Raw genomic sequence first — 26,632 nt, 5'->3', positions numbered from 1 at the left:
ACGGCATGAGGAGGCCTCGATGGCTCAATCCCTCGACGACGACGCCAAGCGACTGGCGGAACTCGGCTACAAACAGGAGCTGTCCCGAACCTGGAGCGGCTTCTCCAACTTCGCGATCTCCTTCTCCATCATCTCGATCCTGGCCGGCTGCTTCACCACCTTCGGCCAGGCCTGGAACAACGGCGGCCCCATCGCGATCTCGTGGGGCTGGCCGATCATCTCGATCTTCATCCTGATCATCGGCCTGTGCATGTCGGAGCTGGTGTCGGCCTATCCCACGGCGGGCGGCATCTACTGGTGGGCCGCCAAGATGGGCAAGCCGATCCACGGCTGGTTCACCGGGTGGTTCAACCTGATCGGCCTGGTGGCGGTGACCGCGTCGGTCGACTACGGCTGCGCGACCTTCATGAACATCACCCTCGACCGGTTCTTCGGCTACGAGGTGTCACTCACCAACACCTTCATCCTGTTCGCGATCATCCTGGCGCTGCACGCGCTGATCAACATCTACAGCCACCGGCTGATCTCCCTGCTGCAGAACGTCTCGGTGTGGTGGCACGTCTTCGGCGCGGCGGTGGTCGTGCTGATCCTGATCTTCGGCCCGGACTCGCACCAGTCGATGTCGTTCGTCTTCACCGAGACGATCAACAACTCCGGCTTCAGCGACAACAGCTTCTGGTTCTTCGTGCTGCCGCTGGGCTTCCTGCTCACCCAGTACACGATCACCGGCTTCGACGCCTGCGCCCACGTGTCGGAGGAGACCCAGGGCGCGTCCACCGCGGCGGCGCGCGGCCTGTGGCAGTCGATCTTCTACTCGGCGATCGGCGGCTGGGTCCTGCTGCTCGCGTTCCTGTTCGCGGCCACCGACGTCAACGAGATCAACAACCAGTTCGGCTTCGTCGGGGCCATCTTCGACACGGCCGTGCCGGGCAACCTGGCCAACGCGATCTTCGCGATCTCCACGATCGGCCAGTTCTTCTGCGGCATGAGCTGCGTGACCTCGATGTCGCGGATGACCTACGCGTTCTCCCGGGACGGCGCCGTCCCCGGGTGGCGGCTCTGGTCCAAGGTGGACCGGAACCGGACACCGGTGAACGCGATCATCCTGGGCTGCGTGGCCGCCCTGGTGCTGACCCTGCCGGCGTTGTGGGAGGCCCCGACGGGCACCCCGCTCGCGTTCTACGCGGTCGTCTCGGTCGCGGTCATCGGCCTCTACATCGCCTTCGCGATCCCGATCTACCTGCGGCTGCGCATGGGCGACCGGTTCCAGCCCGGACCGTGGACGCTCGGGCGCAAGTACAAGGTGATGGGCTGGATCGCGATCATCGAGATCGTGGTCGTGTCGATCTACTTCATCATGCCGCTGGCCCCCGCCGGGGTGCCGTTCACCGGTGACTTCACCTGGACGGCCGTGAACTACGCGCCGATCGTGGTGGGCGTGATGGTGCTCGGCGTCGGCCTGTGGTGGGCGTTGTCGGCCCGCCACTGGTTCAGCGGCCCGCGCCGGACCGTCGACGAGCCCGAGCCCTTCGTCAAGCCGTAGAAACCTAGTGGGCCTCGAAGGCCGTCGCCACGGCGGCGGCCACCGAGGTCATGTCGCCGGCGTGGGTCTCGCGGGACACCGAGGTCATGTCGACCTCGGGCATGCCGCAGGGCACCGCCAGGTCCCACGGGGAGAGGTCGCCGTCGACGTTGACGGCGAACCCGTGGCTGGTCACGCCCTTGGAGGCGCGCATGCCGATCGAGACGATCTTCCGGCCGGTGGCGCGGGTCCAGACCCCGGTGAGCAACTCGGAGCCGGGCGGCGTGTCGCGCCGCTCGGCGTCGACGCCCACCGCGGCGAGGGCCTCGACCAGCCGGAGTTCGACCTCGCGGATGTAGTCGACGACCCCCTCGCCGGTGCGCAGCTTGACGATCAGATATCCGACGAGCTGCCCGGGGCCGTGGTAGGTGAGCTGCCCGCCCCGGGTGGTCGTCACCACGGGGATGCCGTGGGAGGGGTCGGGCAGGTGTTCCGTCAGCGTCCGCCGGCCGACCGTGAACACCTTCGGGTGGCTGAGCAGCCACAGGGTGTCGGGGCGGCGATCCTCCTGCCGGTCGGCGATGAGTTCGTCCATGGTGGCCATGGCCTTCTCATAGTCGACCAGCTCGTCGTGGATCAGGGTCAGCGGCCGTGCGTCCATGGGACCGAGGATAGGTCAGCGGTGCGCGTACTTCTGCGCCGGCGCCTTGGGAAAGACCACCCACATGATCAGGTACGCGATGAACTGCGGACCGGGGAGGATGCAGGAGGCGAGGAACAGGAGCCGGACGACCGTCGGGGACATGTTGAACCGCTCGGCGATACCGCCGCAGACCCCGGCGATCATCTTGTGGTGACGGGATCGGTGCATCAGGAGTTCCTCCATCGTGTGGATCGGTTACCGGTTGAACGAACCGGTGACTAACCCCCGTTCCACCACGAACCCTGAGAAAACCCCTAAGGGGTCGGATGCCGGTCGTACACGTAGGGACTCAGCGACCATCCGAGCCTGGCCAGCGCCCCGACGGTCGCCTTCCTGACCGGGTCGTGCAGGAAGATCCAGGCGATCCACCCGATGATCAGGTTCATCCAGTACGACACCAGGCGGTAGAGCAGCACGACCGCCGCCGCCTGCCCGCCCGACATCCCGGCCGCGATGTACGTGGCCGCCATCCCGACCTCGGCGACCCCGAGCCCGCCCGGCACCACGGCCAGCGCGGCGGCCGTCTTGGCCGCGACGAACCCCAGCAGCACCGTGTGGGGGTTGGCGGTCGCCTCGATCGCGACGCACACCGCCCCGAGGCTGATGACGTCGAGCACCCAGTTCAGCAGCGCCAGATGGGCCAGCCGCAGATGGTCGCGGCGGGTGCCGCCGACCGTGTTGAAGGTGGCCCGGAACTGCTTGGCGACCGTGGGCATCCGGTCGATCAGGTGCCCGGCCTTGAAGACGAGCGCGCCGACCACGATCACCCCGCCGAGCACGATCAGCGTGACCACCCGGGTCTCCGGCGAGACGACCAGGGCCAGGAGGGCCAGCACCCCGAACGTGCCGCCGGAGTAGGCCGCCGCCAGCACCAGCACCGCCGCGATCAGCCGCTTCCCGGCCCCGAGCTTGGTGAAGACCTGCGTCGTGTACGCCACCGACACCACCGGCCCGGCCGGCAGCGACCCCGCCACGGCGTTGCGGGCGAAGGTGACGGCCAGGATGCGGGGCCGGGAGACCCGGACCCCGCCCAGCGCCAGCAGTCCGCGGAGGAACCGCGCGAAGACCACCATGGCCAGCAGTTGGAACACCGCCGCGACCAGCAGCCAGTTGGCGTCGGCCGCGGTGATCACATCCCACACCTCGGACGGTGACGGCAGGGCGTCCCGCAACGTGAGGTAGGCCAGCACGGCCAGCCCCGCCATGGCCGGCCATTTCAACCGGCGAATCATCCTCACCTCGCAAATGATGCACGTTTGACCTGAGACACAGCTGAGAGGGTCAGGGTCAAGCCCACGACCGCCCAACCGGCAAGGATCAGCAAAGGCAGTCCGAGCGCGGCCCCGTCGAAGAAGACGACGTTCCTGATGGCGACGGCCCCCTGCCCGACGGGGAGCACCTGGCCGACGGCCGCGTACCACTCGGGGATGAACCGCGCCCCGAGCGGCCCGCCACTGGCCGGCACCCCGATCAGCACGAAGAGCAGACCGGCCAGCCCCGCGCCGGGCGTCCCGATGAGCCGCACCAGCCCCATGACGACCAGCCCCAGCGTGACGACGACGGCGGCCGAGACGCTCACGAGGCCGAAGAACGCGCCCGGCAGCGCGCCGAACACCACGTCGCCGAGCCAGGCGTCGGCCAGCCCGACGGTGGCCCCGGCCAGCACGATCGCCCCGATGCCGGCGAGCGGCCTCTCCTTCGCGGCCGCCACCCCGATGGCGATGCCCGGGACGACCAGCCCGATCACGAAGAACATCCCGGCGATCCCGCCCTGGTCGCCGGGCGGCAGCGGGTGGGCGTCCTCCACGGTCAGCGGCGCGGCGGCGGTGAACACCGAGGTGATGACCGTGGCCGCCGACCGGCTCGCCGCACTGGCGACCAGGAGCTTCCCCTGCTGCGGCAGCAGGACCGCGTCGACCTCGCGCCCGGCCAGCGCCGCCCGCGCCGCCGCCTCGTCGGGGTAGGCCGCGAGCTCGAACTTCCCGGCGAGCTTCGGCGCGAGCTGCGCCGCGGCCTGAGGCGGGCCCGACGACGGCCACCGGCACGTCGTGCGGCTCGGGCGAGTGCAGGGCGCCCACGAACGAGCCGATGAAGAACATCCCGATGAGGGTGGCCAGGACCACCGCCGGGATCAGCCTCCGCATGATTTCTCTCCTTGATGACTTCAACACTGTTGAGTTCAACTTAGATGAATTCAACGTGGTTGAATAGCCCTCATGGAAAGCAGCAAGACGGGCCGGCGACCGGGCACACCCCAGACGAAAGAGGCGATCCTCGACGCCGCCGTCGCCTCCTTCGTCCAGTCGGGCTACGCCGCCACGACCATCCGCGGCGTCGCCCGCGCGGCCGACGTCGACCCGGCCCTGGTCATGCACTTCTTCGGCTCCAAAGACGGCCTCTTCGACGCCGCCCTGCGCGAGGCCATGCCGGTGAGGGAGTTGTCGACCGTCCTGGCCGGCGACGTCTCCTCACTGGGCGCCCGCCTGACCCGCCGCTACCTGGAGGTCTGGGAGAGCCCCGAGACCGGCCCCAGAATCCGCGCCGTCGTCGGCTCCATCGCCTCCACCCCCGCCGCCGCCCAGATCATGCGCGACTTCGTCGGCGGCGAACTGGCCGCCCCGCTGGCCAAGAGCCTCCCGTGCGACCAGCCGGAACACCGCGCGATCCTGGCCGCCGCCCAGCTCATCGGCATGGCCTTCGCCCGCTACCTGCTCGCCGTGGAGCCCATCGCGTCGATGACCGTCGACGAACTGGTGATCTTCGTAGCCCCGTCGGTCCAGCGCTATCTGACAGGGGATCTTGGGTAATAGGGTGGAAAAAGCCCTGAAAACGGAGGTTCTTGTGGACGCGGCGGCCCTCCAGACCCAGTCGAAGCTGATCCTTCGCCAGAAGATCACCCCGATGGTCAACCGCTACGTGGTGAGCACGACCTCACCCGACGGTTCCGAGGACACGGTGGTCGCGTTCGCCGAGCAGAAACGCCTGGCCCTGAAGGAGCAGGTGACGTTCTACACCGACGAGAGCCGTGCCGAGGCCCTGGCGGCCTTCAAGGCACGCAAGGTCATCGACCTGGCGAGCGGCTACGACGTGGTCGACGCGTCGGGAACCTCGATCGGCATGTTCCGCAAGGACTTCGGCAAGTCACTCCTGCGCTCGACGTGGCACGTGCAGCAGCCCGGCCTGCCGACCTACACGGGCACGGAACGGCGGTTGTCGGTGGCGCTGTTACGGCGTTTCTCCGATTCGCTGGAGTGGCTGCCCTACCACTTCGACTTCAGCGTGGGCGCGTCGATCGCCTTCTCGGTCGACCGCAAGTGGGGCCTCCGCGACAGGTACGCGATCGAGATCAACGATCCCCGGCTGGACCGGCGACTGGTGATCGCGATGGCGGTGGCCCTGGACGCGCTGCAGTCCCGGTGACAAATCCGCCTATCCGTCGGGGCAGATAGACACCGACTCTCACTACGTTGCGCATTACGTCTGTCACGATTTGTTTGATCGCCCCTACGTTGTCGAACATACGTCCATAGCATCAATGCTATGACCTGGGGTACCGTTGAGCTCGAACCGGAAGTGTTCACCTGGCTGGAAGGACTGACCACGGCGGCTTTCGTCCGCGCGGACTTCTACATTCGTCTGTTGGAGGACCAAGGGCCACTCCTCGGTGAGCCCTACACGCGCCAACTCGATGGCAAGCTACGTGAGCTGCGCTTCTATCTGAACAATGACCAGATGCGCATCACCTACTGGATAGCGCCGGAGCGGCGGATCGTGCTTCTCACGGTGTTCCGTAAGACACGGATGCGCGAGACCCGGCAGGTCGAGCGTGCCCGGCGAGCGCTACGCCTGTATGTCGAAGCAGCGGCGGACCGCGACGATGAGGAGGTCTGATGAGTGGGATGGACTACAGGGAACTCCGGAGCCGACGGATGGCGGAGCCCGGCGCGGCGGAAGCCTACGAGGCGACGCGAATCGCCTACGAGCTGGGCAAGACCGTCCGGGCGATGCGTGAGGAGCGGGGCTGGAGCCAGAGCGACCTGGCGGCCAGGGCGGCGATGACCCAGTCGGCGGTGGCCCGCTTCGAGGCCGGAGGGACCGTTCCGACGATCCCCGTCCTCGAACGTCTGGCACGTGCTCTCGACGCCGATGTGGAGGTCCGGCTGACTCCCCGCGTTCCCGCCGCCTGAACATGACGAGCCGGGTGCGGGCGATTCTGCGCACCCCCGGCGGGCACCTGCTGACGATCAAACGGGTCCGGCCGGGGCGGGCGCCCTACTGGGTCCTTCCCGGCGGTGGCGTCGAGCCCGGTGACGGGAGCCTGGAAGAAGCGCTGCTCAGAGAGGTGCGGGAAGAGCTGGGCGGGGCCGCGGTCATCGACTCGCTCTTCCACGTCGCCGACCGCGAACACTTTTATCTGGGCCGGATCCACGCCTGGGATCCCACCCTCAGGACAGGCCCGGAGTTCGCCGATCCGGCGCGTGGTGAATACCTCGTCGAAGAGATCCCCGTCAGCCGGCTGGCCGAGATCGACCTGAAGCCCGAGGCGGTGGCGAGGCTTCTGGCCGCACGGTTGATCGGCTGAAGTCGGGGAACACCGGCGGCTCTCTCCGTGTTACGGTGTCATCGGGATTGCGTGTTTCTGGCCCCTTCTCGGGCACACGCTCCCAGACCTCACACTCTGATTCACCGAAGGCATCCCACTGACCTTCCGTGGCCTGCCTTCCCGTGCTCCCAAGGAGCCCACCATGGCAACCCCCCTCGTTCGCCGTGCCCGGAACGTGCGCGGCATCCTCGACGGTCGTCACCTGCGGGTCGACGGCTACCTCAAATCGCCCGACGACGTCGTCGTCCCGCCTGAGCTGCTGAAAGGGCTCCGGCAGGGGGACGTCGTCGACGGCGCCGCCCAGGGCGGCAAACTCGTGTCCGTCGTGGCCGGGCCGCCTGACGATCGGCCGCACTTCGCCGATCTCACGCCCGTCCACCCCGAAGAGAGGCTCCGGCTGGAGACGAACAAGAGCGTTCTGTCCACCAGGGTCATCGATCTGCTCACGCCCGTCGGCAAAGGGCAGCGGGGGCTCATCGTGGCCCCGCCCAAGGCCGGGAAGACGCTGATCCTCAAGGCCGTCGCCGACGCCGTGAGCACCAACCATCCCGACGTCCATCTCATGGTCGTGCTCGTCGACGAGCGGCCCGAGGAGGTCACCGACATGCGGGCGTCGGTGAAGGGCGAGGTCATCGCCTCGACCTTCGACCGGCCGCCGGCCGATCACATCGCCGTCGTCGAGCTCGCGGTCGAGCGGGCCAAGCGCCTTGTCGAACAGGGGAAGGACGTCGTGCTGCTCATCGACTCGATCACCCGGGTCGGAAGGGCGTACAACATGGTCCTGCCCGGCGGCGGGAAGACGCTCAGCGGCGGGATCGACGTGCGGGCCGTTCATCCGCCGAAGCGGATCCTCGGCGCGGCGCGGAAGCTGCGTGAGGGCGGGTCTCTCACGATCATCGCGACGGCCCTGGTCGAGACCGGGTCGAAGATGGACGACAACCTCTTCGAGGAGTTCAAGAGCACCGGCAACATGGAGCTGCGGCTCAGCCGCGCCCTGTCGGAGCGGCGGGTGTTCCCGGCCGTCGACGTCACCGGGTCGGGCACCCGCCGTGAGGAGCTCCTCCTCGATCCCGCCGAGCTGCCGCTCGTCTGGCAGCTCCGCAAGGCTCCACACGCACGAGAGCTTCGAGCCGTTTCTGTCCAGGCTGAAGGACACCGGCTCCAACGCCGAGCTTCTCCTCGGTCTCACCCAGGCGGCCTAAGCTGACGGGCGTGCTCCCGGTCACCCACGCCCTGCCGCGGCTGCTGGCCGCCCTCGACTCCGCCGGCGCGGCCGTGCTGACCTCTCCTCCCGGCAGCGGCAAGACCACGCTCGTGCCGCTCGCGCTGGCCCCCCGCAAGGTCGTGGTGGCGGAGCCCCGGCGGATCGCCGTGCGGGCCGCCGCGCGGCGGATGGCCTGGTCGCTCGGCGAGAAGACGGGCGAACGGGTCGGCTACACGATCCGGGGCGAACGCCAGGTCTCGGCGAGCACCCGGATCGAGGTCGTGACGACCGGCGTCCTCCTGCGGCGTCTCCAGCGTGAGCCCGAACTCACCGGGGTCGACGTGGTCATCGTCGACGAGTGCCACGAGCGCCATCTCGACGCCGACACGACACTGGCCTTTCTTCTCGACGTACGCGCCGCGCTCCGCCCCGACCTGCGCATCCTGGCCATGTCGGCCACCGCCGACGCGCCCCGGTGGGCGTCCCTGATCGAGGGGCCCGTGGTCGAGGCCCCGGGGGCGGTGCATCCCGTCGACGTCGTGTGGGCGCCGCCGCCCCGGCCCGCGGTGATCTGGCCCCGCGTCGAGGGGGCCTTCCTCTCCCATGTCGCCGACACGGTCCGGCGGGCCTGGCGGGAGCACGACGGCGACGTGCTCTGTTTCCTGCCCGGCGTGGCCGAACTCGGGGCGGTCGGGCGCCGGCTCGGCGACCTCGACGTCCTCCAGGTGCACGGCGGGTCGCCCTCCCACGTCCAGGACGCGGTGCTCTCCCCCGGCCGGGAGCGGCGGGTCATCCTGGCGACGTCGGTGGCCGAGTCGAGCCTGACCGTGCCCGGCGTGCGGATCGTCGTCGACTCCGGGCTGGCCCGGGAGCCTCGGATGGATCACGCCCGGGGGCTGGGGTCCCTGGTGACGGTTCCGGCGTCGCGGGCCGCGGCCGTCCAGCGGGCCGGGCGGGCGGGACGGGAGGGCCCGGGGGTCGTCTACCGGTGCTGGCCGGAGGCCGAACGCCGGGCCGACCATCCGCAGCCGGAGATCGCGCTGGCCGACCTCACATCGTTCGCTCTCCAGGCCGCCTGCTGGGGCTCCGACCGCTTGTCGCTGCTCGACCAGCCTCCCGCCGGGCCGTTGAAGGCGGCCCGCGACACGCTGACGCTGCTGGGCGCGCTCGACGACGGCAGGGTGACCGCGAAGGGACGCCGGATCGCGACCACAGGCGTGCATCCCCGCCTGGCGCGGGCGCTGCTCGACGCCGCGCCGCTGACCGGGGTCCAGCGGGCCGCCGAGGTGGTCGCCCTGCTCGGCGGGCAGCTTCCCCGCGACGCCTCCGACGATCTCGTGACGGCGTGGCGGGCCGCCCGCACCCCCGAGTTGCGGCGCGAGGCCGCCCGGCTCGCCCGTGAGGCGCCTTCGCAGACCGAGGGGGGCGGCCTCTCCGACGACCAGGTCGCCGGGATCGTCGTCGCGCTGGCCTATCCCGAGCGGGTGGCCCGGCGGCGGGCCGGGGGCGGGTTCGTCATGGCCTCGGGGACGGGGGCCGAGGTCCAGCAGGGGTCGCGGCTGGCCGAGGCAGAGTGGCTGGCCGTGGCGGTCGCCGATCGGGCCACCGGCAGGGCCGCCGCGCGGGTCCGCCAGGCCGCCGTCGTCGACGAGGGCGTCGCGCTCATGTCGGGCCCGGTCGTCGAGGACGACGAGATCGCCTGGCGCGACGGCGACGTCGTCGCCCGGCGGGTGCGCAGGCTGGGGGCGATCGAGTTGTCGTCCAGAGCCCTGAAGACCGACGTCTCGGCGGCCGTCAAGGAGGGGCTGCGCCAGGAGGGGGTGGGGCTGCTCACCTGGACGCCGGCCGCCCGGGCGCTCAGGGAGCGGATGGAGTTCGCCAGGAAGGCGCTCGGCGAGCCGTGGCCCGAGGTCGAGAAGGCGCTGGTCGAAGGGCTCGATCTGTCCAGGGTCCGGCGCCGGGCCGATCTGGCCTCGCTCGACGTCGCCGCCGCCCTCAGGGGGCTGGTGCCGTGGCAGGTGCGGCTCGACGAGGTGGTGCCGGAACGACTGGAGATCCCCAGCGGGTCGCACGTGCGCCTCGACTACAGCGGCGAGCGGCCGGTGCTGGCGGCCAAGGTGCAGGAACTCTTCGGCTGGACGGCGACCCCGGTCGTCGCGGGGGTCCCGGTCACCATCCACCTGCTCTCGCCGGCCGGACGGCCGGTCGCGGTGACCGGGGATCTGGCGTCGTTCTGGCGGGAAGGCTATCGGCAGGTCCGGGCCGAGCTGCGGGGGCGTTATCCGAAGCATCCCTGGCCGGAGGACCCGCTCGCCGCGACGCCCACGGCCCGGACCAATCCCCGGCGTCGCTAGACGATCAGTCAAGATCATGTCCTTTTCGGTCAAGCGATCATCCGCGTTATTCCGTAAATGGACATTCCTCTACTTTTCGCCCATTTGTCCACTTACGGTGCTGGGGACAGCACAAATCGCATACCAGGGGGACAAATGCGACACGCTCGTCTTCGGCTCGCCGCTCTCGGCACGGCCTCGGCAGTGGTCACCGCCGCCGCCTGGGTCGGGACGACGGCGGCATGGGCAACACCCGTCCCGGACGTCCCCTCATCCGCACCCGCGGGGAGTCCTGAGCCGTCCTTGAGCCCATCAGGCTCGGAGAGCCCGTCTGCCAGCCCCACGACGACCGCAGAACCGGCGACGGCCCTGCAGGACGCTCTCACGAAGAGCGCCGAGGCCAACACGGCGTCGGGCACCATGCACTTCAGCAGCCAAGGAAAGATCGACGCGCGCGGGACATGGGCCCGCCAGAACAAACCCAACCTCCTGACCGTGAAGGTCAACCAGCTCACGCTCAACGGCAAGGCCAACTCCGCGAAACCACAGATCATCGTCGACGGCGAGACCGCCTACGTGAACGGCGACGGCCTGATCCCGAACCAGGGCAACACCTGGTGGCGGGTGGCGCTGAACAAACTGCCCGGCGAACGCGGAAAGATGATCTCCGATCTGCTCACGAGTGGCCGCCTCCAGGAACCCTCGACGATCAAGCAGATGGCCGGCGCGTACAAGGACGTCCAGAACGAGGGCGAGGAGCAGGTCGGCGGCCAGACCGTCACCCACTACAGCTCCACCCTCGACACGCAGGAGGCGGCACAGGCCGCCGGCCTGCCCGCGCCGACGCCCACGCCCACCAACTGGCCCAAGACCCTGCGAGTGGACACCTGGGTCGACTCCTCGGGCATGGTCAGGCGGCAGCAGTACCGCAACGAGGAAGGCGGCCGGCCGTTCAACCTGAACCTCACGGTCAAGGACTACGACAAGCCGGTCACCGTGCAGACGCCGCCGGCCGGCCAGGTCAAGGACGTCGACCCGCAGACCCTGAAGAACCTCCTGGGCGAGTAGCCCGGCAGCCATCTAGACGCGCCCTCCCTACGGGGAGGGCGCGTTTTGGCATGATCGCCGGTCATGAGCCAGTGGAGAGTCCTCATCGAGGAGAACGTCGGCACCACCACCCGCAAGGAGTGGCGTGTCTCGGACATCTACGAGGTCAAGGGCGAGCGCGCCGAGGCGCGGTCGATCGCGTACGAGCTCGCCGTGCGGCACCGGCCGCAGCACCCGATGAACGACGGCGTGCGCAGCGTCTACCGCATCAGCGACGACGAGTACCTGACCACCATCAAAGGGATGACCGCGAAATATCACTACAGAGTCGTCGTGGCCGAACTCTTGACTCTGAATGCTAGCGGGAAGCTATCTTAGTGATATCACTTCGATAGTCAGGAGGAAGGGCATGGAGCGAGAGGCCTTCCGGATGAACGGATTCGTCGTCCTGGTCGCGCTGCTCGTCGTGGCGGCCGCGCTGGTGCTGTTCGGCATGACCCAGGACGAGGCGTTCTTCATCGTGTGCGTGGTCGTGGCGGCGGTGATCGTGTTCCTGCCGGCGTCCGGCTTCGCCGTGGTCAACCCCAACGAGGCCAAGGTCGTGCAGTTCTTCGGCCGCTACATCGGCACCGTCAAGACCGCCGGGTTCACCTGGACGGTCCCGTTCACCGACAAGAACCGCATCAGCCTGCGGGTGCGCAACTTCGAGACCACCAAGCTCAAGGTCAACGACGCCGACGGCAACCCCGTCGAGATAGCGGCCGTCGTGGTCTACCGGGTCGTCGACACCGCCAAGGCGTCCTTCTCCGTGGACGACTACGAGAACTTCGTCGCCATCCAGTCGGAGGCCGCCGTGCGGCACCTGGCGACCTCCCACCCCTACGACAGCCACATCGAAGACCGCACCAGCCTCCGCGACGGCGCGACGGTCGCCGAGGAGCTCACCAGCGAGCTCCGCGAGCGCACCGACCTGGCCGGCATCGAGCTGCTGGAGGCCCGCATCACCCACCTGGCCTACGCCCCCGAGATCGCCCAGGCCATGCTGGTCCGCCAGCAGGCCGCCCAGGTCGTCGCCGCCCGGCGGCAGATCGTCGAAGGCGCGGTCGGCATGGTCCAGCTCGCCCTCGACCGGCTGAGCGCCGAGCACGTCGTCGAGCTCGACGAGGAGCGCCGCGCCGCGATGGTCTCCAACCTTCTGGTCGTCCTGTGCGGCGACCGGGCGACGCAGCCGGTGGTCAACACCGGCAGTCTGTATGCCTGACGAACGTCCCGCCAAGAAGGAGCCCAAGAAGCTCCTGCTGCGGCTCGACCCGGCCGTCCACGAGGCGATCGCCAAGTGGGCGGCCGACGATCTCCGCAGCGTCAACGCGCAGATCGAATTCGCGCTCCGCATGGCGCTGACTCAGGCGGGACGGGCGCCGAAAAGGTCCGACTAGGCATCGTCTTGGTTACGAGGCTTCTAATGGCAGGTACGTCCGGTCCACACTCTGGACATGTCGTGGGCCGGACGAACCGCCGTGGAGATAGCCGACGCCGTGCGCGCCGGCGAGGCGACCGCGGAACAGGTCGTGGCCGACCACCTGGAGGCCGTCGCCGCACGTGACGGCGCCGTCGGCGCCTTCCGCACCGTCCTGGCGGAGTCGGCCATGGCCGACGCGAAGGCCCTCGGGCACCGCCCCGACCTGCCCCTCGCGGGCGTGCCGATCGCTGTCAAGGACAACCTCGCCGTGGCCGGCCAGACCGCCACCAACGGCACCCGGGCCGCGTCCCCGGCACCCGCGCCGGACGACCACCCCGTGGTGGCCCGCCTCCGCGCCGCGGGCGCGATCGTGCTCGGCCTGACGAACTGCCCGGAACTCTGCCTGTACGCCATGGGCGACACCCGCAACCCCTGGGACCCGAAACGAACCGCCGGCGGATCGTCGGGAGGCGGCGCCGCCGCCGTGGCCGCCGGAATGGTCCCCCTGGCCCTCGGAAACGACGGCCTCGGCTCCTTACGCGTCCCGGGCGCCGCCTGCGGCGTCGTCGCCCTCAAACCCGGCCACGGCCTCCTGGAGCCCCCGCCCCACGACTGGTTCGCGATGTCCGAGAACGGCCCGCTGACCACGACCGTGAACGACACGATCCTGGCCCTGACCGTGATGGCCGGCACCCCGATCCTCCCCGAGGCCGAAGACCTCCGCATCGCCGTGGCCCCCAACCCCCTCCCACCGGGTTTCTCGGTCGACGCGGAGTTCCGGCAGGCCGCCCGAGCAGCGGGGGCGACCCTGCGCGAAGCCGGCCACACCGTCGTCGACCACGGCCGCCGCTTCCCGATGTCACTGGGCTGGTCGACGATCGCCGCCTGGTACGCCTGCGCCGCCGCCGACTCCGACGACCTCGACGAACACGAACTCGAACCCCGCACCCGCTCGATGGCCCGCGTGGGCCGCCTCCTGCGGCGCACCCGCCGCGACGGCTCCCGCCGCCGCGACCAGTGGCGCGCCTACGGCGCCGACCAGTGGTTCGGCGACATCGACGTGCTGGTCACCCCGACCATCGCCCACCTGCCGCCTTCGGCCGAGGGCCGGGCCTCCCGGGGGATGGCGCGCAACGCCTACGCCGACATCAGGTTCGCGCCGCTGACGGGGGCGTGGAACATGGCGGGCTGGCCGGCGATGACGATCCCGTTCGGACGGCACAGCTCGGGGCTGCCGATGGGGGTCCAGCTCATCGCGCCGCCGGACGGGGAGAGGCTACTGCTGAGCCTGGCGGGACATCTGGAGCAGGCCCGGCCATGGAAACGATCCGTATATCACCCGTGACTCATCACGTACATGTGCGAAAATAGCACCATGGAGATAGAGCCAGAATGGGTGGAGATCGGCCAGCGCATCGCAGCGGCGCGGGTGGCCAAGCAGCTCACCCAGCAGCAGCTCGCCGACGCGCTGGAGCTTGACCGGACCGCGGTCACCAAGCTGGAGGCAGGTCGACGACAGCTCAGGGCGATGGAGCTGATCCACCTGTCCGACCTTCTCTCGCGTCCCATGGACTGGTTCATCCTGCCGCCCCATCCGGCCATCGTGAGCCGTCGCGCGTCTCTCGGGGATGGCGTGGAAGACAAGATCGAGCGAGTCATCGAAGACCTGACGCGCGATCTTTCCATGCTCATCGACGCGAAGGCTCTGAAGCCCAAGCGCGACGAATACCTACGTGCGATCAAGCCCGGCGATTCAGATTGGGCCGCAGAGGCGGCTGCGGCCGACGCGCGGTCTCTGCTCTCCCTCGACCCCTACGAGCCGGTTCACGAACTGGCCGAGGTGGTCGAGCGCGCCGGTCTGCTCGCCTTCTCGTTCCCGCTGGGCGATTCGGCGGCCGACGGCGCCTACAGCCTGATCGACGGTGTCGGCATGGCCGTGGTGAACGGCGATCTGCCGGCCGGCCGAAGGCGGTCGACGCTCGCTCACGAACTCGGCCACCACCTGTTCGGTGACGCGCATTCTCTCGACTGGAGCGCCAGCACCAGTGCGACCGAACAGGCCATCGACAGTTTCGCCGTCAACCTGCTCTTTCCACGCCCAGGGGTCGCCCGCCGCTGGAAGACGCTGCGCGAAGAAGGTGGCCCCCGGCAGTCGGCCATCATCATCAGCGCCGAATATCGGGTGAGCTGGACGGCCGCTCTACGACAATTGCGTAGATTCGAATTGATTTCCGGCGATGAATACAAGACCTTGGATTCGCGTTCTCCCACCAAGGCCGACTACCTGGAATGTAACGTGCGCGTTGTGGAGGAACTCGCCCCTACCTACATCGCCACCGGCCTGTCCGCAGCGGCGATCCGCGCATATCGCACTTATGACATCTCAGCCAGCCGAGCCATCGAAATACTCCGAGACCAGGTCACCGTTGAGGAGCTCCCGCCGCCGAACGAGATTCCGCTTGAGGCACTACGCGCCGAGCTGCGCGGTGAACTGGAGTGAGCAGCGAGCGGCTCGTCATCGACAGCTCGCCCCTCAACTACTTCGCCCGCTCCAACCAGTTACCCGTTCTGGAGAAGCTGCTCAGCGGACGTTCCTGCCTGATCACCAAAGCAGTGGAGGAAGAGCTTCTGGTCGGCGCGTCCAAGCATCCGAAGCTTTATCAGGTCTCCATCCAGCCCTGGATCACCGTAGCGGAAGAGTTCACCCGGGATTTCTACGCCCTGTTGACGATGTACCACCTCCGGCTCGGTGGAGGAAGACGGGACATCGGCGAATCCATGACCCTCGCCTATGCCGAGGTGCATGGCATAACCGCCATGATCGACGATCGGTCGGCTCGCAAGTATGGCAAGAGCCGTGGCGTCAAAATGACCGGCACACTGGAGCTGCTCTGTCAGAACATCCGGAAAAGTGCGATTTCGACCGAAGAAGCATGCGAGGTAATCGACCTGCTCGCTGAGCATGAGGCCTTCCTCCCGTGCGACGGCGACACGTTCATCGCCTGGGCACAGGCGGAAGGCCTGCTCGACCCCTAGATCCCGATCGGGTGCCAGACCGTCTTCGTCTCCAGGAAGGCCGTCATCCGCCCCGTCCCCGGATCGGCCGCCCAGTCGGTCTTGCCGTTCGGCCGCAGCACCCGCTTGAGGTTCTCCGCCGCCAGTTCCTCGCACTTCTGCGCCAGCTCCGCGTCGGCCCCGGTCAGGTCGATCCCGTTGACGTCCATGTGCCCCGCCAGCCAAGGCGCCATCTCCCCCGCCGACCCCGTCAGGATGTTCACCACCCCGCCCGGCAGGTCAGAGGTCGCCAGCACCTCGGCCAGGGTGATCGAGGGAAGCGGCGCCCGCTCAGAAGCGATCACCACACAGGTGTTCCCCGTGACGATCACCGGCGCGATCACCGAGACGAGCCCGAACAGCGGCCCCATGGGAGGGGCCACGATCCCGACCACCCCGGTCGGCTCGGGCGTCGACAGGTTGAAGTAGGGCCCCGCCACCGGATTCGACGACCCGCGCAGCGAGGAGATCTTGTCGGACCACCCGGCATACCAGACCAGCCGGTCGACGGCCGCGTCGACCAGTTCCCCGGCCTTCTTCCCCGACACCCCGTCGGCCTCGGCGACCTCCGACACGAACTGCGCGCGGCGGCCTTCGAGCATCTCGGCGATCCGGTAGAGGATCTGCCCCCGGTTGTACGCGGTGGCGGCGGACCAGCCAGCGAAGGCCTTGCGCGCCGCGGTGACGGCGTCGCGGACGTCCTTGCGTGAGGCCTTGGAGGCATTGGCGAGGAACTCGCCCTTGGCGCCGGTCACGGCGTATGACCTCCCGCTCTCCGACCGTGGGAACGCACCGCCGATGTACAGCTTGTACGTCTTCCGTACCGACAGCCGCTCGCTCACGAGATCTCCTTCAGGTACGCCTCAAGCCCGTGGCGACCGCCCTCACGCCCGTAGCCGGACTCCTTGTATCCGCCGAACGGCGAGGTGGGGTCGAACTTGTTGAAGGTGTTCGACCACACGACACCGGCCCGGAGCCGGTTGGCCATCCACAACATCCGCGACGCCTTCTCGGTCCAGACGCCGGCCGACAGGCCGTAGGGCGTGTTGTTCGCCTTCTCCACCGCCTCGGCGGGGGTGCGGAAGGTGAGGACCGACAGGACGGGGCCGAAGATCTCCTCGCGGGCGATCCGGTGGGACTGGGAGACGCCGGTGAACACGGTCGGCGGGAACCAGAAGCCCTTGTCGGGCAGCGGGCAGGCCGGTGACCAGCGGGAGGCGCCCTCGGCCTCGCCGGCCTCCGACAGTTCGCGGATCTTGGCGAGCTGGGCGGCCGAGTTGATGGCCCCGATGTCGGTGTTCTTGTCGAGCGGGTCGCCGAGCCGCAGCGTCGACAGGCGGCGCTTCAGCGACGACAGCAGCTCCTCGGCTATCGACTCCTGGACGAGCAGGCGCGACCCGGCGCAGCAGACGTGCCCCTGGTTGAAGAAGATGCCGGTGACGATGCCCTCGACGGCCTGGTCGATGGCGGCGTCGTCGAAGACGATGTTGGCGGCCTTGCCGCCGAGTTCGAGGGTCACCTTCTTGTTCGTGCCGGCGACCGACTTCGCGATCAGGCGGCCGACCTCGGTCGAGCCGGTGAAGGCGACCTTGTCGACGTCCGGGTGGCCGACGACGGCGGCGCCGGTGTCGCCCGCGCCGGTCACGATGTTGACCACGCCCGGTGGCAGGTCGGCCTGCTGGCAGATCTCGGCGAACAGCAGCGCGGTCAGCGGCGTGGTCTCCGCGGGCTTCAGCACGACGGTGTTGCCGCAGGCCAGCGCGGGCGCGATCTTCCAGGCCAGCATCAGCAGCGGGAAGTTCCACGGGATGACCTGCCCGGCGACGCCGAGCGGGGTGGTGCCGTAGCCGGCGTATTGGAGCTTGTCGGCCCATCCGGCGTAGTAGAAGAAGTGGGCGGCGACCAGGGGGAGGTCGACGTCGCGCGACTCCTTGATCGGCTTGCCGTTGTCGAGCGACTCCAGCACGGCCAGCTCGCGGGCGCGTTCCTGGATGATCCGGGCGATCCGGAACAGATATTTGGCCCGCTCGGAGCCGGGCAGCGCCGACCAGACGCCGAAGGCCTTCCTGGCGGCCTGCACGGCCCGGTCGACGTCGGCCTCGGTGGCCGCGGCGACCTCAGCGAGGGTCTCCTCGGAGGCGGGGTTGACGGTCTTGAAGGGAGTTCCGGACCCGTCCACGAACTCGCCGTTGATGAACAGCCCGTACGACGGTCTGATGTCGACGACATCGCGCGACTCGGGCGCCGGTGCGTACTCGAAGATCATCTCAGTCCAGGGTGAAGTAGTCGGGGCCGGCGTAACGGCCGGTGGTGAGCTTCTGACGCTGCATCAGCAGGTCGTTGAGGACCGACGACGCGCCGAGCCGGAACCAGTCGGGGTCGAGCCAGTCGGGCCCGGCGGTCTCGTTGACCAGCACGAGCATCTTGATCGCGTCTTTGGTCGTCCGGATGCCGCCGGCCGGCTTCACCCCCACCATGCGGCCCTCACGGTCGCGGAAGTCGCGCACCGCCTCCAGCATGACCAGCGTCACCGGCAGCGTGGCGGCCGGCTGCACCTTTCCGGTGGACGTCTTGATGAAGTCTCCCCCGGCCATCATGGCCAGCCACGACGCCCGTCGCACGTTGTCGTAGGTGGCCAGTTCGCCGGTCTCCAGGATGACCTTCAGGTGGGCCTCGCCACAGGCCTCCTTGATCGCCTGGATCTCCTCGAAGACCTTCAGGTAGTCACCCGACAGGAACGCGCCCCGGTCGATGACCATGTCGATCTCGTCGGCCCCGGCGGCGACCGCCATGGCCGTGTCGGCCACCTTCACCTCAAGGGAGGAGCGCCCGCTGGGGAACGCGGTGGCGACGGAGGCCACCTTCACCCCCGACGAGCCGACGACGTCACGGGCCTCGGCCACCAGGTCGGGGTAGACGCAGACCGCCGCGACCTTCGGCACCGTGGGGTCGGTCGGGTCGGGGTGGACGGCCTTGGCGCACATCGCCCGGACCTTGCCCCGGGTGTCGGCCCCCTCCAGGGTCGTGAGGTCGACCATGGAGATGGCCATGTCGATGGCCTGGCGTTTGGCGCTGGTCTTGATCGATCGGGTGCCCAGCCCGGCGGCCCTGGCGTCGGCGCCGACCCGGTCGACACCGGGCAGTCCGTGCAGGGACGCCCGGAGCGAGGCGTTGGACGAGGCAGTCGGAATTGACACCTCCCCAGCATCGCCGACCTGGCTGAACGATGCCAAACCGGGTGCTCACCACACTGCCGGTCCGTTTTTGGCACATCTCACAACCGCCCTAAGAAGGGTCTTAGGTACTAATCCACACCCTGCCCACGGGAGATAAGGCATCCGCCCGATGTGGCGGAGGGGGTCTTAGCCGGATTCTTGAGTGTGTAAGGAAGACGGACAGAACAAGGAGAGGCCAGATGGCTCCCGAACTGCACTACCAGATCATCCTCAACCGGGTCGCCGAGCTCCAGAACGAGGCGACCACCTACCGCCGCGTCCGCGAGGCGGAGAAGGCGCGCGAGCGGGGCGGGCATCACCGGCTCCGGGCGAGCCTCGGCAAGTTCCGCTCCCAGTGACGCGCGTCAAGATGCCAGGCCGGAACCTCCCTCCCGGCCTGGCATCTCAACCCCCATAAATAGGCGCGAAACCCACCGAGTAGGCGTGACATGCTGGACGACATGATGGGTCGGGCCGTTAGCCCCGTCTTCGTCGGACGGGAGACCGAGCTGAAGTCGCTCGGCGAGATCTTCGACCAGGCCCGTGAGCAGGCCGCCGCCGCGGTGCTCGTGGGCGGTGAGGCGGGGGTCGGCAAGACCCGGCTGGTCACGCGGTTCGCCGAGCAGGCCGCCGCCGACGGAGCGCAGGTCTTCGCCGGCGGTTGTGTCGAGTTGTCCACAGAAGGCCTCGCGTACGCGCCCTTCACGGCGGTGTTGCGCCAGCTCGTCCGCGACATGGGGGCCGCGGACGTCGCGGCGCTGCTGCCCGAGGGCGCGGCCCGGGACCTGGCCCGGCTGCTGCCGGAGTTCGGTGAGCCGAGCGGCGACATCGAGACCGACACGGCCAGGGCCCGCCTGTTCGAACAGATACTGACGTTGCTGGAACGGCTCGCCGAGCGCCGCCCGATGGTCCTGGTCATCGAGGACGTCCACTGGGCCGACCGGTCGAGCCGTGACCTCATCGCCTTCCTGAGCCGGAACGTGTCGGCGATTCCGATGCTCATGGTGCTGACGTACCGGTCGGACGAACTCCACCGCACCCATCCGCTCCGGCCGGTGCTCGCCGAACTGACCCGCGTCGGCGGGGTCGTCAAGATCGAGGTGCCCCGCTTCACCGAAGACGAGGTGGCCCGCCAGATGGCCGGCATCCTCGGCACCACGCCCACCTACAGCCGGGTCTCGACCGTCTTCGACCGCAGCGCGGGCATCCCGCTGTTCGTCGAGGCGCTGCTCGACTGCCTCGGCGGCGAGACCCTCCCCGAGTCCCTGCACGATCTGATCATCGGCCAGGTGGAGCGGCTGCCCGAGGAGACCCAGCGGGTGCTGCGGATCGCCGCGGCCGGGGGCAACCGGGTCGGCCACGACCTGCTCTGCGCGGTCAGCGGCCTGTCAGAGGCCGACCTGGAGGACGCGATCAGGCCCGCCGTGGCGGGCAACGTCATCCAGATCAGCGACGGCCGCGCCTACACCTTCCGGCACGCGCTGATCCGCGAGGCCGTCCACGACGAACTGCTGCCCGGGGAGCACACCCGGCTCCACGCCCGCTTCGCCGAGGAGATCGACCGCGACCGCACCCTGGTCCCGCAGGGACGGGCGGCCATCGAGATCGCCCACCACTGGCATTCGGCCAGGAACGACCTGTGGGCGCTCATCTCGGCGTGGGAGGCCTCCGCGAAGGCGCACATGGCGTTCGCGTACACCGAGAAGGTGCAGCTCCTCGAACGGGTGCTCATGCTCTGGGACAAGGTCCCCGACGCCGCCCAGCGCATCGGGGCCGACCACGCCACCGTGCTGGAGCGGGCCTCCGAGGGCGCCTTCGCGGCCGGCGACATCGACCGGGCGCTCAAGTACGTGAAGGCCGCGCTCTCCGAGCTCGACGACCACACCGCGCCGGAGCGGGTCGCCGAACTGCTGGTCCGGATGGCCAACTGCAAGAAGCACCGGGGCCGGCCGGGCGCGATAAACGACCTGCGGCGGGCCGAACGGCTGGTGCCGCTGCCCAGCGAGACCCGGACCCTGGTCCTGACGCGCCTCGGCACGCTGCTGATCATGGCCGACGAGATCGTCGAGGGCACCGCGCTGACCCAGGAGGCGCTCAGGAACGCCCGCGAGATGGGTGACGAACGCCAGGAGGCCGACCTCCTGATGAACCTCGCGCTCGGCCACTCCATCAGCGACGACCTGGAGGCGGTGCTGGCCGCCAACTCCCGCGCCCAGGCCATCGGCACCCGCGTGAAGTCGGGTCAGGTGGTGCTGCGGGCGCTGGCCAACAACGTCGACGCGCTCGAGAACCTGGGCCGTTCGGAAGAGGCCGTCGCACTGGCCGTCGAGGGCGAGAAACTGGCCAGGAAGTACGGCCGCTACCGCAACCAGGGCGTCTTCATCGCCAACAACCGGACCGAGGCGCTCGAATCGCTGGGCCGCTGGAACGAGGCGCTCGACGTCATCACCCGGTCGCTGATGTTCGACCCGTCCCCGCTCAACCGCTGGCACCTGCTGCGCGTCCGCGCCCAGATCGTCATGGCCAGAGGCGAGCTGGAACAGGCCCTCGCCGACCTGACCGAGGTGGGCGCGCTGACCGGCCGTCCAGAAGACTGGACCCAGGAGCGCACCCTCAACACCCGGCTGGCCCTGCAGTGGCATCTGCTGACCGGCGACCCGGAGGCGGCCCTGACGAGGGCCGAGGCAGCACTCGGCCCGACGCCGCTGTCGCGCAAGCCGATGCTGGGCTGGCGCCTGCTGGCGATGATCTACCGGGTGAGCGACGCCGCGTTGCCCGTCAGCCCCAACCGGGCCAGGGCGCTGCGCGAGCGGGCCGAGGAGTTCCGGACCGCCATGGTCGCCAAGGGCCCGGTCAGCGAGGCCTACGAGCGGGAGTGCCGGGGGGACTTCGACGGCGCCGCGACCTGCTGGGCCGTCCTGAGGCGTCCCTACCAGCGGGCCCGCAACCTGATCATGGCCGCGCACGGACTCGACCGCGACGCCGTCGCCCCGCGCCTGCGGGAGGCCCACACCATCGCGACCGACCTGTGCGCCGCCCCCATGAGAGACCAGATCGAGGTGCTGGCCCGCCGGTCCGGCATCGCGCTCACCGACACCCCGGCAGAGACGGCCGCCCTGCTGACCCCGCGCGAGGTCGAGGTGCTGCGGCTGCTCACCGAGGGCCGGTCGAACCGCGACATCGCGCAGACGCTGACGATCTCCGCCAAGACCGCCAGCGTCCACGTCTCGAACATCCTGGCCAAGCTGAGCGTCTCGACCCGGGGGGAGGCCGCCGCGGCGGCCCACCGGATGTCCCTGCTCAACTAGCCCACAGCGGCTCCAGCAGCAGGAGCACCCCGAAGACCGCGAAGGCCGCGGCGGCGCCATACTTGATCCACTTCTCCGGCAGGTGCTTGCCCAGGAGCCCGCCGACCAGGATGGCCAGGGCGTCGGCGGCCACCATGCCGACCGTCGAGCCGATCCAGGTGCCGACCCAGCCGTACTGGGTGGCCAGGGTGATCGTGGCGAGCATGGTCTTGTCGCCGAGCTCGCTCAGGAAGAACGCGACCGTCACGGCCAGCAGCACCGACTTGGTGGCCCGTTTGGCCTTCTCGGCCTCCTCGTCGCTCAGGGAGTCGCCGCGCAGCGTCCACGCGGCGAAGCCGAGGAACGCGATGCCGGCCGCGATGGAGATCGCGGTGGTCGGGAGGTTGTCGCCGATGAGACCGCCGAGCGCGACGGAGAACAGGTGGACGACGGTCGTCGCGATCGTGATGCCGGCCAGGACCGGAAGAGGCCGGAACCTGGTGGCGAAGGTCATGGCCATGAGCTGACTCTTGTCGCCCAGCTCCGCCACGAAGATCACGGCGAGGGAGATCCAGAACGCTTCCACTCGGGGTCGCCTTTCGCATCTGCGCGACCGGGCCGAGTTCTGCCGGGGAGCATCACTTCGGCCCGGCAGCGATGGAACACTGTCGGGCCGAAGGTCTCGTCCGCCACACGGGCCTCCGCGGCCGGACGCACGTTTTTCATCAAACGCGTGCGTCAGTGTGTCGACCGGCGGTGTTGTGGACTACTCCCCTTCGGGTTGTCTCACAGACTAACGCCTATCATCACGGGTTCATTCACCAGGGTCACGCCGAACTTCGCTTTGACCCCGTCTCGGACTTCTCGGGCAAGCTCCAGAAGCTCGTCGGCCGTGGCCTCGCCGGTGGGGTTCGTGAGGGCGAGGGTGTGCTTGGTCGACACCCTGACCCGGCCCTTCGCGTAGCCCTTGTGGAACCCGGCGTTCTCGATCAGCCACGCCGCCGGGACCTTCACCGCGTCGTCGCCGGCGGGCCAGCGCGGATAGCCGGGGGCGAGCTTCTCCAGTTCGTCGGCCTGGGCCCGGCCCAGGATCGGGTTGGTGAAGAACGACCCGGCGCTGACCGTGTCGGGGTCATCGGGGTCGAGCACCATGCCCTTGCCCCGGCGCAGCTCCAGCACCCTCGCGCGGGCCCGGGCCAGCGGCACCCGCTCGCCGGGCGCGACGCCGAGGCTCCTGGCCAGTTCCGCGTACGCCAGCGGCTGCGAGAGCTCGTCGCTTTCGAGGTGGTACGTCACCGACAACACCACGAACCGGTCGAGGGCGCCCTTGAAGGCGCTGTCGCGGTAGGCGAACCCGCACTCCGCGGCCTCCAGGTCGAGGATCTCCCGGCGGCGGCGGTCGAAGACGCGTACGGCGACGATCGTCTGCGAGACGTCCTGGCCGTAGGCGCCCACGTTCTGGATCGGGGTCGACCCGACCAGGCCGGGGATGCCCGACAGGCACTCGATCCCGGACAGCCCCTCGGCCACGCAGCGCTCGACGAGCGGATCCCAGTCCTCCCCGGCGGCGGCCGTCACCAGGCCGCCGTAGGTCACGATCCCGCGTGTGCCGACCTTGACCACCAGGCCGTCGAACCCGGTATCGGAGAGCACCAGATTGCTCCCCCCGCCGAGGATCAGCACGGGCTCGCCCCGCCGGTCGGCCTCGGAGACCAGCTCGACGAGCCGCTCCTCGGTGTCGGCGGTGACAAAGGCCCGCGCGTTCCCGCCCAGCCGCAACGTCGTGTACGGCGCCAGCCGCACCCCCTCTTCCATGGGCGCCAGCCTAACGGCGGAGCAGATCGAGCACTCTGTCGTAGGTCCGCTTCGACTCCTCGTCGCGATATCCGGCCTCGGTGTCGAAATAGCCCCGATGGCGGGCCTGCCGCACCGGCAGGTCCTTCTCCGGCACGACCAGACGTCCCGGCAGCATGAGGGAGAACTCCAGGTCGGCGTTGCGGTAGAAGCGGGCCTTCTCCGGGAATCCGCCGACGCGCAGGGCCTTGGCCCGGTTCACCGCGAACAGGTAGCCGAGCAGCGCCGTGACCTCGCCGGCCCCCGCGTCGTGCCACGCGGTGCCGCCCGGCTCGGGTTCGACGCCCTTCCACCCGGCCCCGACCACGTCGGGCACCTCCAGCGCCCGCAGCAGCGGCCTGATCGCGTCGTCTTCGAGGATCGTCGAGGTCTCCATGACCACGTGGACGTCGGCGGTGTCGAGCTGGAGCAGCTTGGTCCGCGCCGGGCCCCACTCGGCGGTGCCCCCGCGCCAGTGGGGCTTCTCGGCGACGTGCCAGACCCGGATCCGGTCGGGGTGGGCCTCGGCCAGTTCGTGCAGGACGTCTCCCGCGCCGTCGACGTTGCCGAGGTCGAGCGCGATGATCCCGGCGTGGCTGTGCGCGAGCACCGCCGCGACACAGGCCCGCACGTCGTCGGGCCACCCGTCGACCAGCAGCGCCACCGACGCGGTCAGCTTCGGGATGTCGATCTGCCGGTCGACCCGGGAGGTGGCCAGCGCGCCGTCCCAGAGGGCCTGCGAGGCGGCCATCGACGGGGTGCCCGCGTCGTTGAGGGCGGTCTCGGTGATCGAGCCCGGATAGGGCACGGTCGACTTCACGTCGCGCTCGCCGGGCGGGCGGCCCTCGATGATCGACGAAACCGGGATCGACCGGACGCTCGGCCAGATCTCGAAGTGGGGGCGTTCGGTCAGCTCGAAGCCGCCGGCGGGCGTGTCGTAGACGTCCCAGCCGGCGTCGGCGAGGTCGTGGCGCAGCCGGTCGGCCGCCTCGAAGTCGTTGTCGGCTCGGGCGGCGGCGCGGCGTTCGGCGATTTCGATGACGTTCGGCGGTGGTTTGCTCACATGAGGAGCGCTACCCACGCTCAAGCGAGCTGAACTACGGCCCTGGCCTTGGAGAGCACCCGCGCGTCGCCCGACCTGGCGGTCAGCACGACGATCACCCGCTTGTCGGGCAGCTTCTCCTCGATGATGCCGGAGACGCTGATCGTGGCGCCGTTGTCGTCGTCGGGCACGACCACCATCGACGAGAACCGCACGCCGTAGTCGACGACCGCGGCCGGGTCGCCGGCCCAGTCGGTGACGTAGCGGCCGCCCTGGGCCATCGTGTACATGCCGTGGGCGATCACGTCGGGCAGCCCCACGGACTTGGCGAACCGCTCGTTCCAGTGGATGGGGTTGAAGTCGCCGGAGGCGCCGGCGTACATGACCAGGTTGACGCGCTGGACCTGGTATTCGGCGGCGGGCAGCTCCTGGCCCTGCTCGACCTCGTCCCACTTGATGGTGGCGCCCATGGTTACTTCGCCCCTCCGCGCTCGACGATGACGTTGAAGCTGGTGCAGACGGGTTCGCCGTCGACCGTGGTGACGTCGCCGCGCACGGTCACGAACTCGTTGCGGCCCACCGAGCGGATCTCGGAGATCGTCGAGGTGCACAACAGCTGGTCGCCGGCGTAGATCGGCCGGTCGTAGGTGAACCGCTGCTCGCCGTGGACGACCATCGACCAGTCGAGCCCGAACTCGGGGTCGTTGAGGCCCTCGCCCGCGCCCGCCAGCGCGAAGACGATCGGGAAGGTGGGCGGGGCGACCACGTCGGGATGCCCGGCGGCCTTGGCGGCCTCGGCGTCGCGGTAGATCGGGTTCGCGTCGCCGATCGCGGCGGCGAACTCCTTGATCTTCAGGCGGCTGACCTCGTAGGGCGTGGGCGACGAGTACGCCCGCCCAATGAAGTCGCGATTCAACGCCATCGGGGCGCTCCTCGTGGTTGATCAGTGCTGCTGGACGACCAGTTCTACCGTACGGCCGAACGCTCTGATAACCGAGGAGGTGTCGCCGATGGAAACGCGACTAACCGGCGGCCCTAATTGGCGTCGCCGGTTTTCGCGTGAGGACATGCACCGTGCCTGCGGCTGGGGGGCCGCCGGGCATCGTGAACTAGCGGGTCTCGCGGTGAGCCTGGTGAGTCTTGCAGTTGGGGCAGTACTTCTTCAGCTCAAGCCGATCCGGGTCGTTGCGCCGGTTCTTCCGCGTGATGTAGTTGCGGTGCTTGCACTCCTGGCAGGCCAGCGTGATCTTCGGCCTAACGTCGGTGGCAGCCACGTGGGAGTGCCTTTCTACGTCTGGGACTACTGGACAACCCGAACCGGTCCCTGTGA

At 69.3% G+C, this 26,632-nt stretch carries 31 protein-coding genes; 18 read left to right on the top strand and 13 right to left on the bottom strand.

Annotated elements, in window-relative coordinates:
- Positions 1-19: 19 nt before the first annotated feature.
- Positions 20-1,543 (top strand): amino acid permease, encoded by a 1,524-nt coding sequence (locus AW273_RS27305; protein WP_062353977.1) that lies wholly within the window; start codon positions 20-22, stop codon positions 1,541-1,543.
- 4 nt (positions 1,544-1,547) lie between these two features.
- Here AW273_RS27305 and lipB read toward each other — a convergent pair whose 3' ends face one another.
- The 4 genes from lipB to AW273_RS37515 all read right to left on the bottom strand — a co-directional run bounded on the left by lipB (position 1,548) and on the right by AW273_RS37515 (position 4,059).
- Positions 1,548-2,183 carry a lipoyl(octanoyl) transferase LipB gene (gene lipB, locus AW273_RS27300; RefSeq protein WP_062353974.1) on the bottom strand — a complete coding sequence of 212 codons (636 nt, stop codon included), beginning with the start codon at positions 2,181-2,183 and terminating at the stop codon, positions 1,548-1,550.
- A gap of 15 nt (positions 2,184-2,198) precedes the next feature.
- On the bottom strand, positions 2,199-2,393 hold the full coding sequence (locus AW273_RS27295) for a PspC domain-containing protein (RefSeq protein ID WP_083950090.1): 195 nt from the start codon (positions 2,391-2,393) through the stop codon (positions 2,199-2,201).
- A gap of 86 nt (positions 2,394-2,479) precedes the next feature.
- A complete protein-coding gene (locus AW273_RS27290; RefSeq protein ID WP_083950086.1) occupies positions 2,480-3,457 on the bottom strand; it encodes a lysylphosphatidylglycerol synthase transmembrane domain-containing protein in 978 nt (325 codons plus the stop codon).
- 2 nt (positions 3,458-3,459) lie between these two features.
- Positions 3,460-4,059, bottom strand: coding sequence for a hypothetical protein (locus AW273_RS37515; protein WP_062353964.1), 600 nt, complete (start codon positions 4,057-4,059; stop codon positions 3,460-3,462).
- On the opposite strand from AW273_RS37515, the gene AW273_RS37510 reads away from it, so the two are divergent.
- The 15 genes from AW273_RS37510 to AW273_RS27215 all read left to right on the top strand — a co-directional run bounded on the left by AW273_RS37510 (position 4,052) and on the right by AW273_RS27215 (position 15,907).
- Positions 4,052-4,189: a hypothetical protein gene (locus AW273_RS37510; RefSeq protein ID WP_157556210.1), complete on the top strand. Its 138-nt coding sequence runs from the start codon at positions 4,052-4,054 to the stop codon at positions 4,187-4,189. The two genes, AW273_RS37515 and AW273_RS37510, sit on opposite strands and share 8 nt — an antisense overlap.
- A 252-nt stretch (positions 4,190-4,441) precedes the next feature.
- A complete protein-coding gene (locus tag AW273_RS27280) occupies positions 4,442-5,032 on the top strand; it encodes a TetR/AcrR family transcriptional regulator (RefSeq protein WP_062353961.1) in 591 nt (196 codons plus the stop codon).
- 34 nt (positions 5,033-5,066) lie between these two features.
- On the top strand, positions 5,067-5,645 hold the full coding sequence (locus AW273_RS27275; RefSeq protein ID WP_198168384.1) for an LURP-one-related family protein: 579 nt from the start codon (positions 5,067-5,069) through the stop codon (positions 5,643-5,645).
- 120 nt (positions 5,646-5,765) lie between these two features.
- Positions 5,766-6,116 (top strand): type II toxin-antitoxin system RelE/ParE family toxin, encoded by a 351-nt coding sequence (locus AW273_RS27270; RefSeq protein WP_062353958.1) that lies wholly within the window; start codon positions 5,766-5,768, stop codon positions 6,114-6,116.
- Positions 6,116-6,412, top strand: coding sequence for a helix-turn-helix domain-containing protein (locus AW273_RS27265; RefSeq protein ID WP_198168383.1), 297 nt, complete (start codon positions 6,116-6,118; stop codon positions 6,410-6,412). The genes AW273_RS27270 and AW273_RS27265 overlap by 1 nt, the downstream gene beginning before the upstream one ends.
- A gap of 14 nt (positions 6,413-6,426) precedes the next feature.
- Positions 6,427-6,807, top strand: coding sequence for an NUDIX hydrolase (locus AW273_RS27260; RefSeq protein ID WP_198168382.1), 381 nt, complete (start codon positions 6,427-6,429; stop codon positions 6,805-6,807).
- Between the two features lie 163 nt (positions 6,808-6,970).
- Positions 6,971-8,035, top strand: a complete 1,065-nt coding sequence (gene rho, locus AW273_RS27255; protein ID WP_157556208.1) for a transcription termination factor Rho — start codon at positions 6,971-6,973, stop codon at positions 8,033-8,035.
- A gap of 5 nt (positions 8,036-8,040) precedes the next feature.
- Positions 8,041-10,386 (top strand): ATP-dependent helicase HrpB, encoded by a 2,346-nt coding sequence (gene hrpB, locus AW273_RS27250; RefSeq protein ID WP_232327618.1) that lies wholly within the window; start codon positions 8,041-8,043, stop codon positions 10,384-10,386.
- 282 nt (positions 10,387-10,668) lie between these two features.
- Positions 10,669-11,433 (top strand): SCO4651 family lipoprotein, encoded by a 765-nt coding sequence (locus AW273_RS27245; RefSeq protein WP_157556206.1) that lies wholly within the window; start codon positions 10,669-10,671, stop codon positions 11,431-11,433.
- A 63-nt stretch (positions 11,434-11,496) separates the two neighbouring features.
- Positions 11,497-11,790, top strand: a complete 294-nt coding sequence (locus AW273_RS27240) for a hypothetical protein (protein ID WP_062353944.1) — start codon at positions 11,497-11,499, stop codon at positions 11,788-11,790.
- Positions 11,791-11,821: 31 nt separating this feature from the next.
- Entirely contained in the window at positions 11,822-12,673 is an 852-nt protein-coding gene (locus AW273_RS27235) for an SPFH domain-containing protein (protein ID WP_062353941.1), read from the top strand.
- Positions 12,666-12,848: a type II toxin-antitoxin system antitoxin gene (locus tag AW273_RS27230; RefSeq protein ID WP_030456990.1), complete on the top strand. Its 183-nt coding sequence runs from the start codon at positions 12,666-12,668 to the stop codon at positions 12,846-12,848. The genes AW273_RS27235 and AW273_RS27230 overlap by 8 nt, the downstream gene beginning before the upstream one ends.
- Positions 12,849-12,905: 57 nt before the next feature.
- Entirely contained in the window at positions 12,906-14,216 is a 1,311-nt protein-coding gene (locus AW273_RS27225) for an amidase (RefSeq protein ID WP_062353938.1), read from the top strand.
- A gap of 30 nt (positions 14,217-14,246) precedes the next feature.
- Positions 14,247-15,371, top strand: a complete 1,125-nt coding sequence (locus AW273_RS27220) for a helix-turn-helix domain-containing protein (RefSeq protein ID WP_198168381.1) — start codon at positions 14,247-14,249, stop codon at positions 15,369-15,371.
- On the top strand, positions 15,368-15,907 hold the full coding sequence (locus AW273_RS27215) for a PIN domain-containing protein (RefSeq protein WP_062353932.1): 540 nt from the start codon (positions 15,368-15,370) through the stop codon (positions 15,905-15,907). The genes AW273_RS27220 and AW273_RS27215 overlap by 4 nt, the downstream gene beginning before the upstream one ends.
- Here AW273_RS27215 and AW273_RS27210 read toward each other — a convergent pair.
- From AW273_RS27210 to deoC, 3 genes are read right to left on the bottom strand one after another with little or no spacing between them, the layout of a single operon-like run.
- Positions 15,904-16,767 (bottom strand): aldehyde dehydrogenase family protein, encoded by an 864-nt coding sequence (locus tag AW273_RS27210; protein ID WP_062353929.1) that lies wholly within the window; start codon positions 16,765-16,767, stop codon positions 15,904-15,906. The genes AW273_RS27215 and AW273_RS27210 overlap by 4 nt on opposite strands.
- On the bottom strand, positions 16,764-18,191 hold the full coding sequence (locus AW273_RS27205; protein WP_198168380.1) for an aldehyde dehydrogenase family protein: 1,428 nt from the start codon (positions 18,189-18,191) through the stop codon (positions 16,764-16,766). Before AW273_RS27205 ends, AW273_RS27210 begins: the two co-directional genes overlap by 4 nt.
- Position 18,192: 1 nt before the next feature.
- Entirely contained in the window at positions 18,193-19,122 is a 930-nt protein-coding gene (gene deoC / locus AW273_RS27200) for a deoxyribose-phosphate aldolase (protein WP_062353926.1), read from the bottom strand.
- A gap of 218 nt (positions 19,123-19,340) precedes the next feature.
- On the opposite strand from deoC, the gene AW273_RS37505 reads away from it, so the two are divergent.
- Positions 19,341-19,499 (top strand): hypothetical protein, encoded by a 159-nt coding sequence (locus AW273_RS37505; RefSeq protein ID WP_157556204.1) that lies wholly within the window; start codon positions 19,341-19,343, stop codon positions 19,497-19,499.
- Between the two features lie 102 nt (positions 19,500-19,601).
- Complete coding sequence (locus AW273_RS27195) at positions 19,602-22,448, top strand: ATP-binding protein (RefSeq protein WP_232327617.1); 2,847 nt, start codon at positions 19,602-19,604, stop codon at positions 22,446-22,448.
- Here the strand turns inward: AW273_RS27195 and AW273_RS27190 are convergent.
- From AW273_RS27190 to rpmG, 6 genes are all read right to left on the bottom strand, one after another.
- Entirely contained in the window at positions 22,441-23,013 is a 573-nt protein-coding gene (locus AW273_RS27190) for a TMEM165/GDT1 family protein (protein WP_062353919.1), read from the bottom strand. The two genes, AW273_RS27195 and AW273_RS27190, sit on opposite strands and share 8 nt — an antisense overlap.
- Positions 23,014-23,213: 200 nt before the next feature.
- Positions 23,214-24,242, bottom strand: a complete 1,029-nt coding sequence (locus tag AW273_RS27185; protein ID WP_062353916.1) for a UDP-N-acetylmuramate dehydrogenase — start codon at positions 24,240-24,242, stop codon at positions 23,214-23,216.
- 10 nt (positions 24,243-24,252) lie between these two features.
- A complete protein-coding gene (locus AW273_RS27180; protein WP_062353913.1) occupies positions 24,253-25,323 on the bottom strand; it encodes a glycosyltransferase family 2 protein in 1,071 nt (356 codons plus the stop codon).
- 20 nt (positions 25,324-25,343) lie between these two features.
- Entirely contained in the window at positions 25,344-25,772 is a 429-nt protein-coding gene (locus AW273_RS27175) for a MaoC family dehydratase (RefSeq protein ID WP_062353910.1), read from the bottom strand.
- A 2-nt stretch (positions 25,773-25,774) separates the two neighbouring features.
- On the bottom strand, positions 25,775-26,224 hold the full coding sequence (locus tag AW273_RS27170) for a MaoC family dehydratase N-terminal domain-containing protein (RefSeq protein WP_062353907.1): 450 nt from the start codon (positions 26,222-26,224) through the stop codon (positions 25,775-25,777).
- Between the two features lie 187 nt (positions 26,225-26,411).
- Positions 26,412-26,576 (bottom strand): 50S ribosomal protein L33, encoded by a 165-nt coding sequence (gene rpmG / locus AW273_RS36620; protein WP_030921771.1) that lies wholly within the window; start codon positions 26,574-26,576, stop codon positions 26,412-26,414.
- Between the last annotated feature and the right edge of the window lie 56 nt (positions 26,577-26,632).

Origin of the sequence: Herbidospora yilanensis (assembly GCF_001570565.1) — a bacterium.
GTDB lineage: Bacteria > Actinomycetota > Actinomycetes > Streptosporangiales > Streptosporangiaceae > Herbidospora > Herbidospora yilanensis.
The sequence above is the reverse complement of the archived record's forward strand: the minus strand, read 5'-3'. Positions and strand labels throughout refer to the sequence as shown.

Excerpts from the sequence above, each read along its gene's own strand:
- AW273_RS27305 (WP_062353977.1), top strand. The coding sequence starts at position 20 with ATGGCTCAATCCCTCGACGACGACGCCAAGCGACTGGCGGAACTCGGC.
- lipB (WP_062353974.1), bottom strand. The coding sequence starts at position 2,183 with ATGGACGCACGGCCGCTGACCCTGATCCACGACGAGCTGGTCGACTAT.
- AW273_RS27295 (WP_083950090.1), bottom strand. The coding sequence starts at position 2,393 with ATGCACCGATCCCGTCACCACAAGATGATCGCCGGGGTCTGCGGCGGT.
- AW273_RS27290 (WP_083950086.1), bottom strand. The coding sequence starts at position 3,457 with ATGATTCGCCGGTTGAAATGGCCGGCCATGGCGGGGCTGGCCGTGCTG.
- AW273_RS27280 (WP_062353961.1), top strand. The coding sequence starts at position 4,442 with ATGGAAAGCAGCAAGACGGGCCGGCGACCGGGCACACCCCAGACGAAA.
- AW273_RS27270 (WP_062353958.1), top strand. The coding sequence starts at position 5,766 with ATGACCTGGGGTACCGTTGAGCTCGAACCGGAAGTGTTCACCTGGCTG.
- AW273_RS27265 (WP_198168383.1), top strand. The coding sequence starts at position 6,116 with ATGAGTGGGATGGACTACAGGGAACTCCGGAGCCGACGGATGGCGGAG.
- rho (WP_157556208.1), top strand. The coding sequence starts at position 6,971 with ATGGCAACCCCCCTCGTTCGCCGTGCCCGGAACGTGCGCGGCATCCTC.
- AW273_RS27240 (WP_062353944.1), top strand. The coding sequence starts at position 11,497 with ATGAGCCAGTGGAGAGTCCTCATCGAGGAGAACGTCGGCACCACCACC.
- AW273_RS27235 (WP_062353941.1), top strand. The coding sequence starts at position 11,822 with ATGGAGCGAGAGGCCTTCCGGATGAACGGATTCGTCGTCCTGGTCGCG.
- AW273_RS27230 (WP_030456990.1), top strand. The coding sequence starts at position 12,666 with ATGCCTGACGAACGTCCCGCCAAGAAGGAGCCCAAGAAGCTCCTGCTG.
- AW273_RS27225 (WP_062353938.1), top strand. The coding sequence starts at position 12,906 with ATGTCGTGGGCCGGACGAACCGCCGTGGAGATAGCCGACGCCGTGCGC.
- AW273_RS27220 (WP_198168381.1), top strand. The coding sequence starts at position 14,247 with ATGGAGATAGAGCCAGAATGGGTGGAGATCGGCCAGCGCATCGCAGCG.
- AW273_RS27205 (WP_198168380.1), bottom strand. The coding sequence starts at position 18,191 with ATGATCTTCGAGTACGCACCGGCGCCCGAGTCGCGCGATGTCGTCGAC.
- AW273_RS37505 (WP_157556204.1), top strand. The coding sequence starts at position 19,341 with ATGGCTCCCGAACTGCACTACCAGATCATCCTCAACCGGGTCGCCGAG.
- AW273_RS27195 (WP_232327617.1), top strand. The coding sequence starts at position 19,602 with ATGATGGGTCGGGCCGTTAGCCCCGTCTTCGTCGGACGGGAGACCGAG.
- AW273_RS27185 (WP_062353916.1), bottom strand. The coding sequence starts at position 24,242 with ATGGAAGAGGGGGTGCGGCTGGCGCCGTACACGACGTTGCGGCTGGGC.
- AW273_RS27175 (WP_062353910.1), bottom strand. The coding sequence starts at position 25,772 with ATGGGCGCCACCATCAAGTGGGACGAGGTCGAGCAGGGCCAGGAGCTG.
- AW273_RS27170 (WP_062353907.1), bottom strand. The coding sequence starts at position 26,224 with ATGGCGTTGAATCGCGACTTCATTGGGCGGGCGTACTCGTCGCCCACG.